This is a genomic window from Cupriavidus sp. 01L415 (genome assembly GCF_056400065.1).
In genome coordinates, this window is sequence record NZ_JBFTSP010000017.1 from 28353 (window position 1) to 41797 (window position 13445).

Sequence of the window (13445 nt, forward strand, 5' to 3'; positions counted from 1 at the left end):
CGCGGCTTCGCCGTGCTTCTCGCGCCACGGCGCCGAAGGATTCAGATTGCGTTTTCTCCACACCGCCGACTGGCATCTCGGTCGGCTGTTCCATGCCCGCAGCCTGCTGGAAGACCAGGCACATGTGCTCGACCAGTTTGTCGCGCTGGTGCGCGACGTGCGCCCGGACGCGGTGCTGATTGCCGGCGACGTCTACGACCGCGCGGTGCCGCCGCCGGAGGCCGTGGCGCTGCTGGACGATGTGCTCGCGCGCATCGTCGTGGATGCCGGCGTGCCGGTAGTGATGATCGCGGGCAACCACGATAGCGCGCACCGGCTCGGCTTCGGCGCGCGGCTGATGTCGGCGCAGGGGCTGCACGTGGCCGGGCGCGCCGGTCCGCAAGCCAGTTGCGTGACGCTGCGCGACGCGCATGGCGAGGTGCGGATCTACGCGCTGCCCTATGCCGAGCCCGCGGCCGTGCGCGATGCGCTGGGCGTGGACGTGCCGGGACATGAGGCGGCACTGGCCGCGCAGCTCGACGCGATCCGCGCCACGCATCCCGCCGGCGTGCGTGCGGTGACGGTAGCTCATGCGTTCGTGGTGGGTGGTGCCGTCAGCGAATCGGAACGCCCGCTCTCGGTGGGCGGCAGCGGCGCGGTGGCGGCGGACGTCTTCCACGGCTTCGATTTCGTCGCGCTGGGCCACCTGCACCGGCCGCAGACGATCGGCGAACGCGTGCACTACGCGGGATCGCTGCTCAAGTATTCGCTATCGGAAGCCGATCACGTGAAGACGGTGTCGCTGATCGACATCGATGCCGACGGCCACGTCCAGATTGAATCGGTGCCGTTGCAGCCGCTGCGCGATCTCCGCATACTCACCGGCGAACTGGCGGCGTTGCTGGCCGATGGCGCGACCGATGCGCGCCGCGACGACTACGTCTACGCGATGCTGACGGATACCGGCGCGTTGCTGGACCCGATGGCGCGGCTGCGTCGGGTCTACCCGAATGCGCTGGCGATGGAGCGTACGGTGCTGGCGCGTAGCGGGCAGGCCGGCGAAGCGGGACGACAACTACGGGAACTGGATACGGGCGCGCTGTTCGCAAGTTTCTTCCGCGAGGTGGCTGACGCGGATCTGGATGGCGACCAGCGTCGGACACTCGAAGATTTGCTGGCCGGCATGGCGGCGTCGGAAAGGGAATCGGCATGAAACCGCTTTACCTGAAGCTGCAGGCATTCGGGCCGTTCGCCGCCACCGAGACCATCGATTTCACACGGCTCGGCGAGCAGGCCTTCTTCCTGATCCACGGGCCGACCGGCGCGGGCAAGACCACGTTGCTGGACGCGATCTGTTTTGCGCTCTACGGCGACACCTCCGGCGGCGAGCGCAACGCTCAGGACATGCGCAGCGCCAACGCCGATCCCGCGCTGCGCACGGAAGTCACGCTGGAGTTCTGCCTGGGCGCCATGCGCTATCGCGTGACGCGGTCCCCCACGCAGGATCGTCCCAGCCAGCGCGCCGCCGGCGGATTCGTCAAGGAGACCGCCAAGGCGCAGCTCGATATGCAGATCGACGACGGCTGGAAGAGCAAGGCCAGCCAGCCCAACCGCGTCAGCGATGCGGTGCGCGACCTGCTTGGCTTCGACAGCGCGCAGTTCAGACAGGTCATCGTGCTGCCGCAGGGCCGCTTCCGGGAATTGCTCACTGCCGATTCCCGGGCGCGGCAGGGCATCCTGGAACGCCTGTTTCATACCGAGCTCTACCGTCGCGTCGAGGAGCTGCTGAAGGAGCAGGCGGCCGGCATCCGGCGTGAGGCGGACGAGATCGCGCTGCGCCGCAAGACGCTGCTGGATCAGCATCAGTTGCCGTCGACGGATGCGCTCGCCGAGCGCATCGCCGCGCTGCAGGAAACGTTGGCGGAGCTGCAACGCCGCGAGACGCTGGCCCGTGCCGCCAGCGAAGCCGCGCAGGCATCGTTGCGCAAGGGCGAGATGGAAGGCACGCAGATCAAGGTATGGCAGGAAGCCGAGGGTGCCTGTGCCGTGCTGGCGGCACGTGCTCCCGCCGTGGAGGCGGATCGGACGCGCTTGCAGACGGCGCGCCGCGCGGCGCAGGTGACGCCGCTTGCGCAGAACCTGGAGGTCGCCACGCGGGACCGCGTCGAAGCGCACGCGTCGCAGGAAAAGGCGCAAGCCGCTGCCGCGCGGGCCACGCAGGCGGCCGAGACCGCTGTCAACACGTTGCGCGCCGAGCTGGCGCGCGGCGAAGCCCGGCTGGCGGCACAACGCGCTGTGTCGACGCTGGAGGCGTTGCTACCGCACGCACGCCGGTTAGGCGTGCTGCAGAACGGCCTCGCGCAGTCCACCGCCGTGGTGGCGAAGACGCAGGCCGCGCATGACCACGCGGTCAGTGCGCTGGCCACTGTCACGGCCAGGCTGAAGACCGTGGAGCAGGAGCTCGAACAGGCCGGGCGCGATGCGGCAGGCCTGCAGGCCGCCATGCTCCAGCGCGACAATGCGCGCGAGCGCGCCGCGCGCATCGCCCGCTATCGTCAGGTGGAAGCCGAGCTGCCGCCACTGCGCGACGCGTCGGTTGCGGCCGAACGTCAGGTCGCACGGGCCACGGATGCGCGCGACGTCGCGCGGGCGGCGCTGGCACAGTCGGAGTCGGCGTGGCGCGTCGGACAGGCCGCCCGTCTGGCGGCCGGACTCGCTCGCGGCGAGCCCTGCCCCGTTTGCGGCGGCAAGGACCATCCGGCGCTGGCGCAACAGGTGCTGGCGCTGGTGACGGATGACGACCTGGATGGTTGCCGCGAAGCGCTGCGTCGCGCCGACGATGCGCTGGCGAGCGCCACCGCCGCGCATCAACAGACCCAGCTCCGCGTTGCGCAGGCACAGGCCCGGCTGGCCGATCTCGCCGACGCTGCCGGCGATATTTCCGAAGACGGCGTGCGCCGGCTCGAAGCGGATATCGCCGCGCTGTCCGGTGCGGTGACGCAGGCTGAGACGGCAGCCAGGCGTGCCGAGGCGCTTGCCGCCACCCGGGCACAGGGCCGCACCGCCTGCGAGGCCGCGGAAACCGCCGTGAAAATGACGGATGCCGCCGCCCGGTCGGCGGCCCAGGAACAGGCGAGGCTCGAAGGCGAATGGCAGGCCGAGTGCGCGCGGGTGCCGGAAGACTCGCGCGATCCGGACGTCATTGCCGCGGCGCTTGATGCAGCGCGCCGGGAAGCCGGCGCGCTGGAGGCGGCGCTCACGGCGGCCCAGGGTGCGGAGCGCGATGCGGTGGCGATGCTGGCCGGCGCCACGGCCGCGCTCACATCCGCGCGGGCCGGCGTACTGCAGGCCGACATGCGCCTGCAACAACATGACGCGGCGCTCCGCCAGGGCCTTGCCGATGCCGGCTTTGCCGATTCCGCCGCATACGCGGCCGCGTGCCTGCCGGGCGAGACGATCGCGGAACTCGACAAGCAGGTTCGCGCGTTCGAAGTCGACCTCGCCACGGCCATCGACCGGCGTGAGCGCGCGGCGACGGCGGCGCGTGGCCTGCAGGCGCCCGACCTGCCGGCGCTGCTCGGCGCGCGCGACGCCGCGGCCGTGCAGCTGGAAGATGCGATCCGGCAGCGAACCGAGGTCGCCGCGTCGCGCGACGGCCTGCTGCAGTGCCAGGGTTTGCTCGATTCGCTGGCCGCCGAAAACCGTGACGTGGAGGCGCGCTACGCCGTGCTCGGCCGCCTCTCCGAGGTGGCCAACGGCAACAACCCGCGCCGCATGACGTTCCAGCGCTTTGTCCTGGCCACCTTGCTCGACGAGGTGCTGGAGGCGGCCTCGCTGCGGCTGCTGCGCATGAGTCGCGGCCGCTACGCGCTCCAGCGCGTGCGCGAACAGGGCGACCAGCGGACGGCGGGCGGCCTCGATCTCGAAGTCTTCGATCACGATACCGGCAGCGCCCGGCCGGCCAATACCCTGTCGGGGGGCGAGGGATTCCTCACGTCGCTCTCGCTCGCGCTGGGTCTGGCCGACGTGGTGCAGTCCCGCGCGGGTGGCATCCAGCTCGACACGCTGTTCGTCGACGAGGGCTTTGGCACGCTGGACCCGGAAAGCCTGGATTTCGCCATCCGCACGCTGCTGGATCTCCAGCAGGCGGGCCGGCTGGTGGGCATCATTTCGCACGTTTCGGAGCTGCGCGAGCGAATCGACGTACGCCTCGAAGTCCGCCCCGGCGTGGCCGGGAGCCAAGCTGTGCTGCGCATGCCATAAAACGGGGGCGATGACCGATTATCGCCCGCGATGCAGGACCTATCCTTGACCCTGTTTTGAGGGCGGGTGTAACCTTTGTTCATTCTGCGAATTGAGGTTCGTAGAGCGAACAAAGCAAAAAGCCGCATAGACGGCCGCCAAGACAACTGCAGATTGTCGCATCCTGTCCTGCCATGCCATCGTGCGTCACCACGGGGCTGCCGTGAGGACGCCTAGTCCAGCATGACCGGAGACAGCTTTGCGTGCCGCGCCCTTGCGGCCGGTCCCGGTTCTCTGCCGGACCCTCCGAACTGGAACGCAAGTGATCAACAAGCTATATGACTCGGTGGAAGCGGCAGTGGCCGGTATCCACGACGGCGCCACGATCCTGATTGGCGGCTTTGGCATGGCTGGCATGCCTGCCGAGCTGATCGACGCACTGATCGCACAGGGTGCCGGCGACCTGACCATCGTCAACAACAACGCCGGCAATGGCGACACGGGGCTGGCCGCGCTGCTCAAGACCAAGCGCGTGCGCAAGATCATTTGCTCATTCCCGCGCCAGGCCGACTCCTACGTTTTCGATTCCCTCTACCACGCCGGCGAGATCGAGCTGGAACTGGTGCCGCAGGGCAACCTGGCCGAGCGCATCCGCGCCGCCGGTGCCGGCATCGGCGGCTTCTTCACCCGTACCGCCTACGGCACGCCGCTGGCCGAGGGCAAGGAATGCCGCATCATCGACGGCCAGGGCTATGTGTTCGAGACGCCCATCCACGCCGACTTTGCCCTCATCAAGGCCGACACGGCCGACCGCTGGGGCAACCTCACCTACCGTAAGACCGCGCGCAATTTCGGGCCTATCATGGCGATGGCCGCCAAATGCGCGATCGTGCAGGTGAGCAACATCGTGGAACTGGGCGAGATGGATCCCGAGCACATCGTCACGCCGGGCCTGTTCGTCAAGCGTGTTGTCAAGGTCGGTGGCGCCGCCGCCAAGGCCGCCTGACCGTAGAAGGAGAGACAGATGCAACGCCTGACCCGCGACCAGATGGCTGCCCGTGTGGCCAAAGACATTCCCGAAGGTGCCGTGGTGAACCTCGGCATCGGCCTGCCTACCCTCGTCGGCAATCACCTGCCGGCCGACCGCGAGATCCTGCTCCACAGTGAGAACGGCCTGCTGGGCATGGGCCCCGCGCCCGCGGCTGGCCAGGAAGACGGCGACCTGATCAACGCCGGCAAGCAGCCGGTGACGATCAAGGCCGGCGGTTCCTATTTCCACCATGCCGATTCCTTTGCCATGATGCGTGGCGGCCACCTCGACTTCTGCGTGCTGGGTGCGTTCCAGGTCTCGGAAAAGGGTGACCTGGCCAACTGGCACACCGGCGCGCCCGGCGCCATCCCCGCCGTGGGCGGTGCGATGGACCTGGCCATCGGCGCCAAGCAGGTGTTCGTGATGATGGAACACCAGACCAAGCAGGGCGAAAGCAAGATCGTGCCGGAATGCACCTATCCGCTGACCGGCATTGCCTGCGTCACGCGCATCTACACGGACCTGGCCACGCTGGACGTCACGCCTGACGGACTGGTCGCCCGCGATCTGGTCGAAGGCCTGTCCTTCGAGGAACTGCAGCGCGCAACCGGCGTGCCGCTCAAGCAAGCCGTGTCCGCCTGATACACCAAAGACGAGAGAGACAAACCATGACCGACGCTTTTATCTGCGACGCCATCCGTACCCCCATCGGCCGCTACGGCGGCAGCCTGTCCGGCGTGCGCCCGGATGACCTGGGCGCGGTGCCCCTGAAGGCGCTGATGGCACGTAATCCGAACCTGGACTGGTCCGCCATCGACGACGTGATCTACGGCAACGCCAACCAGGCCGGTGAAGACAACCGCAACGTGGCGCGCATGTCGCTGCTGCTGGCCGGCCTGCCGGAAGCGGTTCCGGGTTCGACCATCAACCGCCTGTGCGGCTCCGGCATGGATGCCACCGGCACGGCCGCGCGCGCCATCAAGTCCGGCGAAACCAACCTGATGATCGCCGGCGGCGTGGAAAGCATGAGCCGCGCCCCGTTCGTGATGGGCAAGGCGGCCAGCGCGTTCTCGCGCGATGCGCAGATCTTCGACACCACCATCGGCTGGCGCTTCATCAACCCGGCGATGCGTGCGGCCTACGGCGTGGACTCGATGCCCGAGACCGCCGAGAACGTCGCCACCGACTACAAGATCAGCCGCGAAGACCAGGACCTGATGGCGCTGCGCAGCCAGGAAAAGGCATCGCGCGCCCAGGCCGACGGTACGCTGGCCCAGGAAATCACGGCCGTCACGATTGCCCAGAAGAAGGGCGACCCGCTGGTGGTGGATCGCGACGAGCACCCGCGTGCCACCAGCATGGAAGCGCTGGGCAAGCTCAAGGGCGTGGTGCGCGCGGATGGCACGGTGACCGCCGGCAACGCATCGGGCGTGAACGACGGCGCCTGCGCGCTGCTGCTGGCCAGCGAAGCCGGCCTGAAGCAACACGGCCTGACCCCGCGTGCCCGCATCGTCGGCATGGCCACGGCCGGCGTGGCACCGCGCGTGATGGGCATTGGCCCGGCACCGGCCACGCAGAAGCTGATGAAGCAACTGGGCATGTCGCTGGACCAGATCGACGTGATCGAGCTGAACGAAGCGTTCGCCGCGCAAGGCCTGGCCGTGCTTCGCCAGCTCGGCATCGCCGATGACGACAAGCGCGTGAACCCGAACGGCGGCGCCATTGCACTGGGCCACCCGCTCGGCATGAGCGGCGCCCGCCTGGTGACCACCGCGATGTATCAGCTGCACCGCACCGGTGGCCGCTACGCGCTGTGCACGATGTGCATCGGCGTGGGCCAGGGCATCGCCATGGTGATCGAGCGCGTCTGATCGCGGCGGCAGGCCAGGATGTGAATCGAGCGGCCCGGCGCCACCGTCGGGCCGTTCCCATGTCTGTACATGTCGGACGCCTGCTTAATGTTCTTCACTTCCTGCCGATAAGCCGTGTGGGAAGTTTCAGTGGTGTCTCTTCCCCAACGAGGTAGAGCATTGCGGCCAGGCCGACGGGCTCGCCGGTCTTGCCGCATCTTTTTTGATGGAGCCGGCTGATGTTGCCGGTGCGGAGTACTGAGATGTCCCTTCCCGTTGCCACGCTCGTGACCGGTGCCAGTTCCGGTATCGGCCGCGCCATCGCAGAAATGCTGCTGGCGGATGGCGTGACCCAGGTGGTCAATGTCGACTATGTGGAACCCGCATGGTCGCACCCCAACCTGACCTTCTTCCAGGCCGACCTGACCGATGCCGACGCCACGCGCGCGGTGGCGGCGCAGGTGACCTCCCGATTCGCCGTTACGCGGCTGGTGAACAATGCCGGCGCCACGCGCCCCGGCACCGCCGACACGGCCACCGCGGCGGATCTCGACTACGTGGTGGGTTTGACCCTGCAGGCCACGATGCTGCTCACCCAGGCCTGCCTGCCCGCCATGCGCGCGGCCGGATTTGGCCGTATCGTCAACATGGCCTCGCGCGCGGCGCTGGGCAAGCCCGAGCGCGTGGTGTATTCCGCGGCCAAGGCCGGGCTGGTTGGCATGACCCGAACGCTGGCGATGGAGCTGGGCGGCGACGGCATCACCGTCAACGCCGTGGCACCGGGTCCCATCGCCACGGAGCTGTTCCGCCGGAGCAATCCGGAGGGCAGCGAACAGACACGGCGCATTCTTGCGAGCATTGCCGTGAAACGCATGGGAACGCCGGAAGACGTGGCGCGTGCCTCGCTGTTCTTCCTTTCGCCCGAAAATGGTTTCGTGACCGGACAGGTACTTTACGTCTGTGGCGGAACCACGCTGGGCGTGGCACCCGTATAAGAAAATGCCCGCCCTGGCACGGGGCGGAAACAGCGATTCAAGCTTTGTGCCCGTGGCGCCCTGGCGGCGCTGCTGGCTTGCATCAATTCCTGGAGCACAAGATGAGCATGACCAATCAACCGTCGAAGGCGCGCAGACGCCTGCTGGCCGCCGGCGTGGCACTGGCCGCCGGCTTTGCCGCCATGACCGGCGCGCAAGCACAAGGCACCTATCCGACCAAGCCGATCACGATGATCGTGCCGTTCTCGGCGGGTGGCACCACGGACATCCTGGCGCGTATCGTTGGCCTGCAACTGGGCAAGGCGCTCGGCCAGCCGGTGGTGATCGACAACCGCCCCGGCGCGGGCGGCAACATTGGCGCATCGCTGGCCGCCAAGGCCCCGGGCGATGGCTACACGCTGTTCATGGGCACCATCGGCACGCACGCGATCAACCAGTCGCTGTACTCCAAGCTGCCGTATGACCCGGTGAAGGACTTCGCGCCGATCACGCGCGTGGCCATGGTGCCGAATCTCGTCGTGGTGAACCCCAAGGTTCCGGTCAACAACATCAAGGAACTGATCGCCTACGCGAAGGCCAATCCGGACAAGCTGGCGTACGGCTCGTCGGGCAGCGGCTCGTCGATGCACCTGTCGGGCGAACTGTTCAACTCGATGACCGGCCTGCACATCCAGCACATTCCGTACAAGGGCAGCGCCCCGGCCGTGAATGACCTGCTGGGCAACCAGATCGGCCTGATGTTCGACAACATGCCGTCGTCGTACCCGCACGTGAAGGCCGGCAAGCTGCGCGCCATCGCCGTGACGTCCGCCAAGCGCTCGCCGGCTCTGCCGAACGTGCCGACGGTGGCCGAAGCCGGTGTTGCGGGCTACGAAGCCACGTCGTGGTTCGCGCTGTATGCCACGGGCGGCACGCCGCAACCGATCGTCGACCGTCTGAACGCCGAAGTGGTGAAGATCCTGGCCATGCCGGAAGTGCAGAAGCAGATGGCTGAGCAGGGCGCCGAGCCGCACCCGGAAAAGCCGGCGCAGCTGGCTGGTTTCATGAAGACCGAAACCGCCAAGTGGGCCAAGGTGGTGAAGGCATCCGGCGCGACGGTGGACTGATCGACCGCGTCTGACGTGTTGTGATAAAACCGGCCTGCGGGCCGGTTTTATCTTTGGTGCCGTGCGTGGTGCGCGGCGTCATTGCCGGTGCAGCCCCGGCTGCGCTCTGGTGCGCCCGATTCCCCAAAGTGCCGATCGCGACGATCCGATCTCGCGCAGAAAAAACCCGCGAACCAGTCGCGGGCACAAATCCCAGATCCCTTGGGGGACAGGAGGAGACAACCTTCGGTGCTGGCCGTTTCAGGTCAGGCTGTACTTCACGACCTGCTCTTCCACGCCGACAAAGCGCACCAGCTGGCGCAGGCCGCTGGCGTACTCCTTGATGTGGTGGCCTTCCGGCGTATCGGGCAGCCGGTAGTAGATCGGGGCCGAGCCGGCGCGCGCGCGGGTGGCGGTGGCAGGCGGGGCGGACTCGCCCGAGGCACCGCCGTCGGCAAATTCCGGTCTTGCGTTCATGGACAACTCCCGGGAGGCGCATGGCGCGGAACGTTGGGCCGGCAAGAAGGGCGCGCGCGCATGCGGGTGGCAATGTCTGGAATGTATTGCAAGCGGTCGGGAAATGCCATTTCGAATTTTTTACATCAGTTTCGAGATAATTGACTAAATTGTCATAAATCGGACCAGGTGCGCCGGCTGCGCTGCTGCGAGCTGCAACGAGGGCATATCCAAGGGGTTAACGGCATGACTTGGCGTGACTTGCGCGCTACCATATCGGCCACCCCCGCGGCCACCCCCGGGGCGACCCTCGCGGCCACGATGTGCTCCGGGTCGCAACCTTCATGCCAGCGCCTCCGTTTCCCCTTCCACCCGTCGAATGTCCACCCAACACGCCCTGTTGATTTCCCTGATCGAAAAGCCATCGTCCGGATACGACCTGGCGCGTCGTTTCGACAAATCGATCGGCTATTTCTGGCACGCCACGCACCAGCAGATCTACCGGGAGCTGGGTCGGATGGCCGACAGCGGCTGGATCGTCGCCGATGAGCCCGCCGGTGGGGCCGATGGCGATGGCGTCGAGAAGAAGAATCGGAAGAAGGTGTATCGCGTCATGCCGGCTGGCCGCGATGAACTCGCGCGCTGGGTCCTGGCGCCCGGGCACGGGCTGGATCAGCGGGAAGAGATTCTGGTCAAGCTACGGGCGGATGCCGCCATCGGCCCGCTCGGCCTGGAAGACGAACTGGTGCGGTTGATCGCGCTGCATCAGGGGCGGCTCGAGACGTATCGCAATATCGAGCGCAAGGATTTCTCGTCGGGCGACATGGACCGCGCGAAGCAGATTCAACATGCGCTGCTCAGGCGCGGCATCTTGTTCGAGGAAGACTGGGTGGCCTGGGGCCAGGCATTGCTGCCGCTGCTGGCAATGCCCGCCAGCAGCGGCGACTGACCTGACGCTCAGGCCGGATCGACGATACGCGCGGCGCTGGCGCCGGCCGTGTCGGCCAGGCCCAGACGACGGCGTGCGAGCGCGTACTCTTCCACAAAGCGGCGCACCAGCTCGGCTGCCGGCACCACACGCTTGATGGCGCCAACGCCCTGGCCGGCGCCCCAGATGTCCTTCCATGCCTTGGCGCTGGCCGAGCCGAAATTCATCTTCGAAGCGTCGGAGGTGGGCAGCGCCTCCGGGTCCAGCCCCGCCCGCACGATGCTGTTGCGCAGGTAGTTGCCGTGCACGCCCGTGAACAGGTTTGAATAGACGATGTCGTCGGCGGTGCTGTCCACGATCATCTGCTTGTAGGCGTCCTGCGCGTTGGCCTCCTGCGTGGCGATGAACGCCGATCCGATATAGGCCAGGTCGGCGCCGGCGGCCTGGGCGGCCAGTACGGCGTCGCCGCTGGCAATCGCACCCGACAGCAGCAGCGGGCCGTCGAACCATTCGCGAATCTCGTGCAGCAGCGCAAACGGCGAGAGCGTGCCGGCATGGCCGCCCGCGCCCGCCGCCACGGCGATCAGGCCATCGGCGCCCTTGTCGATGGCCTTGCGGGCAAACGTGTTGTTGATGATGTCATGCAGCACGATGCCGCCATACGAATGCACGGCCTCGTTGACTTCCACACGTGCGCCCAGGGAGGTGATGACGATGGGCACCTTGTAGCGCACGCACAGTTCCAGGTCGTGTTCCAGCCGGTCATTGGACTTGTGCACGATCTGGTTGACCGCGAACGGCGCGGCCGGGCGGTCCGGATGCTTCGCGTCGTGCTCGCCCAGCTCGGTCGTGATGCGGTCCAGCCATTCCTCGAGCTTTTCCGCCGGGCGCGCGTTCAGCGCCGGAAAGGATCCCACCACGCCCGCCTTGCACTGGGCAATGACCAGGTCAGGGTTGGAAATGATGAACAGCGGCGAGCAGACGGCCGGCAGGGAAAGGTTCTGAAGCAGGGCGGGAAGGGCCATGTCGGTTCTCTTGATGTGTTGCGAATGCGTAAGACGGTGGTTCGACGGCAAGAGCGACGCGCGCGCCGTGCCATCGAAACCGGAAATCGGGAAAGACGTTTCAGGTACCGGTGAGCACCTGCTTCTGGTCGCCAAGCCGGGCCGCCATGGCCGCGCCGAGCGCCTCGAGTCCACTGCGCGGCCGGATCATGACCTCGAATTCGGCGATCTTGCCGGCCGCGTCGAAGCGGATCATGTCGATGCCCTTCAGTGCCTTGCCGCCGACGCTGGCGCTGAACTCCAGCACGACGCTGTGGCCGTCCTCGCTCACGAGGCTGCGGTGGTAGCGGAAATTCTCGAAGACTTCGTTGACGGTAGTGAGCACTAACTGGATGGCGGCACGGCCCGGATAAGGGGTGTGGGCCACCGGGGAACGGAACACGACGTCATCGGCAACGATGCTGCCGAGCGCATCCATCGAATGGGTGGCGATCATCTGATGCCACGTGTCCAGCGATTGCCGGGCGGCCGGGGCGAGCGAGATGCTGTGCATGGTGTCTCCTCAGGGTCCTCAGGGTCGAAAGGTCCGATCTGGTTTTTTATGCAACTGGTTGCATATTGATTGAGAAGATTACACGCCCGAAAAGCGGGCCGCAAGTCCAATTCGGCGAAGCATCCTTCAGGGTCCGACATATGCTCCGTGGGCTGGCGGTGGAATGGGGCGCATTTTGTGGCGCCTTGTCTACAATGAGCCCATTGCCGTTTGCGAAGCAGGAGAGTCAGTGACCACCCACACGAGCGCCGACCAGACTGATCGAGCTGATCGAGCGGGTCCGCCGCACACCGCGCTGCCAGATGGCCTGTTCGAAGCCGACCTCGCCGCGTGGCGCAACCAGCCGGAACGCGCATTCGATGGCTGGCTTGCCCAGCATGGGTTCCGCCACGGCACGGCCGTGGTGTATCGCGCGATGTGGGGCAAGTTGCTGCGCTGGTCGGGCGAACGCGGCGTGCCGCCGCTGACATGGTCCGCCGCGCAGATTGGCGACTTCCTCGACGCCCAGGACCTGCACAAGCGTCATCGCTATCGCTATGCGCGATTGATAGAGCGGATTTTTCATCATCTGTCGCGGCTTCAGCAAAACCTGCACAACCCCGCCAGCCAGGCGGTGAAGAACCACCTCGCCGAGGGCGAGAACGATCCCACAGCCTTCCTGTTGCCGGGCGAACGCGACCTGCTGGTCGCGCGCATCCTGGCGCCGGCGCCGGACGCCGGGAGTCAGGAAAAGCGCGGGATATCGCCCACACAATGGAAGCGGGCGCGCGACGTGGCGCTGATGGCGATATTGCTGGGCGGCGGACTGAAGGTGGCCGAAGTTCGGGCGCTGCGCGTGGACGGCATCGACGGCATTGATGGTGGGCCGATGGCGCTACGCATGGTGCGCACCGACAACGGCCGGGCCTATACCGTCCCGCTGTTTGCGTTTGCGCATCAGCCGCTGCGGCACTGGCTGGCCCTGCGCGCCGCCGCGGAGACGCTGGGTGACCTGGTGTTTCCGGCCATGGCAAACGGGCGCCCCATGCACGCGGCGTCGGTGTATCGCCGCGTGGAAGTGTTGCTGGATGAGGCTGGCGTCCTGGCCGGGCGCAGTGAGCGCGCCTCCCCACAGACACTGCGCAATACCTGTGGTGCCATGCATTTCGACGTGGGAACATCCCCCGCCGCCGTGGCGCAATTGCTAGGGATGCGGGATCTGGAATCCGGCTGGCGGCTGCACGCGGCGTATGAGGCGTGGCAGTCACGTGCCGGTCTGCCGGCCACGCCAAAGCCGGTCAGCAAGGCCCCGGGTGGCGTATCCCCGGCGTAACGTGGCGGCGC

12 protein-coding genes are annotated in these 13445 nt (G+C 67.1%); 9 read left to right on the forward strand and 3 right to left on the reverse strand.

Annotated elements, in window-relative coordinates:
* The first annotated feature begins 46 nt into the window (after positions 1–46).
* The 7 genes from AC1DOX_RS21220 to AC1DOX_RS21250 all read left to right on the forward strand — a co-directional run bounded on the left by AC1DOX_RS21220 (position 47) and on the right by AC1DOX_RS21250 (position 9202).
* Entirely contained in the window at positions 47–1192 is a 1146-nt protein-coding gene (locus AC1DOX_RS21220) for an exonuclease SbcCD subunit D (protein ID WP_441622747.1), read from the forward strand.
* Positions 1189–4242, forward strand: a complete 3054-nt coding sequence (locus AC1DOX_RS21225) for an AAA family ATPase (RefSeq protein WP_441622749.1) — start codon at positions 1189–1191, stop codon at positions 4240–4242. Before AC1DOX_RS21220 ends, AC1DOX_RS21225 begins: the two co-directional genes overlap by 4 nt.
* 301 nt (positions 4243–4543) lie before the next feature.
* Positions 4544–5227, forward strand: a complete 684-nt coding sequence (locus tag AC1DOX_RS21230) for a 3-oxoacid CoA-transferase subunit A (protein WP_092140782.1) — start codon at positions 4544–4546, stop codon at positions 5225–5227.
* Positions 5228–5245: 18 nt separating this feature from the next.
* Complete coding sequence (locus AC1DOX_RS21235) at positions 5246–5893, forward strand: 3-oxoacid CoA-transferase subunit B (protein WP_092140784.1); 648 nt, start codon at positions 5246–5248, stop codon at positions 5891–5893.
* Positions 5894–5919: 26 nt separating this feature from the next.
* Positions 5920–7122, forward strand: coding sequence for a 3-oxoadipyl-CoA thiolase (gene pcaF, locus AC1DOX_RS21240; RefSeq protein ID WP_441622751.1), 1203 nt, complete (start codon positions 5920–5922; stop codon positions 7120–7122).
* 242 nt (positions 7123–7364) lie between these two features.
* Positions 7365–8096, forward strand: coding sequence for an SDR family NAD(P)-dependent oxidoreductase (locus AC1DOX_RS21245; protein WP_092140788.1), 732 nt, complete (start codon positions 7365–7367; stop codon positions 8094–8096).
* A 101-nt stretch (positions 8097–8197) separates the two neighbouring features.
* Positions 8198–9202 carry a Bug family tripartite tricarboxylate transporter substrate binding protein gene (locus tag AC1DOX_RS21250; protein WP_441622754.1) on the forward strand — a complete coding sequence of 335 codons (1005 nt, stop codon included), beginning with the start codon at positions 8198–8200 and terminating at the stop codon, positions 9200–9202.
* 240 nt (positions 9203–9442) lie between these two features.
* Here the strand turns inward: AC1DOX_RS21250 and AC1DOX_RS21255 are convergent, their stop codons facing one another.
* Complete coding sequence (locus tag AC1DOX_RS21255; RefSeq protein WP_092140792.1) at positions 9443–9658, reverse strand: hypothetical protein; 216 nt, start codon at positions 9656–9658, stop codon at positions 9443–9445.
* 358 nt (positions 9659–10016) lie between these two features.
* On the opposite strand from AC1DOX_RS21255, the gene AC1DOX_RS21260 reads away from it, so the two are divergent.
* Complete coding sequence (locus AC1DOX_RS21260; protein ID WP_441622756.1) at positions 10017–10586, forward strand: PadR family transcriptional regulator; 570 nt, start codon at positions 10017–10019, stop codon at positions 10584–10586.
* A gap of 8 nt (positions 10587–10594) precedes the next feature.
* Here the strand turns inward: AC1DOX_RS21260 and AC1DOX_RS21265 are convergent, their stop codons facing one another.
* Positions 10595–11590 carry an NAD(P)H-dependent flavin oxidoreductase gene (locus tag AC1DOX_RS21265; protein WP_441622758.1) on the reverse strand — a complete coding sequence of 332 codons (996 nt, stop codon included), beginning with the start codon at positions 11588–11590 and terminating at the stop codon, positions 10595–10597.
* A 100-nt stretch (positions 11591–11690) separates the two neighbouring features.
* A complete protein-coding gene (locus tag AC1DOX_RS21270; protein ID WP_092140798.1) occupies positions 11691–12122 on the reverse strand; it encodes a nuclear transport factor 2 family protein in 432 nt (143 codons plus the stop codon).
* Positions 12123–12351: 229 nt separating this feature from the next.
* Here AC1DOX_RS21270 and AC1DOX_RS21275 point away from each other — a divergent pair, with 229 nt between their 5' ends.
* The gene (locus tag AC1DOX_RS21275) at positions 12352–13434 is read left to right on the forward strand and encodes a tyrosine-type recombinase/integrase (protein ID WP_441622760.1); all 1083 of its coding nucleotides are present in this window, start codon (positions 12352–12354) and stop codon (positions 13432–13434) included.
* The last annotated feature ends 11 nt before the right edge of the window (positions 13435–13445 follow it).

Bases quoted from the DNA above. Each gene is read 5' to 3' on its own strand.
- pcaF (WP_441622751.1), top strand. From the start codon at position 5,920: ATGACCGACGCTTTTATCTGCGACGCCATCCGTACCCCCATCGGCCGC.
- AC1DOX_RS21235 (WP_092140784.1), top strand. From the start codon at position 5,246: ATGCAACGCCTGACCCGCGACCAGATGGCTGCCCGTGTGGCCAAAGAC.
- AC1DOX_RS21260 (WP_441622756.1), top strand. From the start codon at position 10,017: ATGTCCACCCAACACGCCCTGTTGATTTCCCTGATCGAAAAGCCATCG.
- AC1DOX_RS21250 (WP_441622754.1), top strand. From the start codon at position 8,198: ATGAGCATGACCAATCAACCGTCGAAGGCGCGCAGACGCCTGCTGGCC.
- AC1DOX_RS21270 (WP_092140798.1), bottom strand. From the start codon at position 12,122: ATGCACAGCATCTCGCTCGCCCCGGCCGCCCGGCAATCGCTGGACACG.
- AC1DOX_RS21245 (WP_092140788.1), top strand. From the start codon at position 7,365: ATGTCCCTTCCCGTTGCCACGCTCGTGACCGGTGCCAGTTCCGGTATC.
- AC1DOX_RS21255 (WP_092140792.1), bottom strand. From the start codon at position 9,658: ATGAACGCAAGACCGGAATTTGCCGACGGCGGTGCCTCGGGCGAGTCC.
- AC1DOX_RS21265 (WP_441622758.1), bottom strand. From the start codon at position 11,590: ATGGCCCTTCCCGCCCTGCTTCAGAACCTTTCCCTGCCGGCCGTCTGC.
- AC1DOX_RS21225 (WP_441622749.1), top strand. From the start codon at position 1,189: ATGAAACCGCTTTACCTGAAGCTGCAGGCATTCGGGCCGTTCGCCGCC.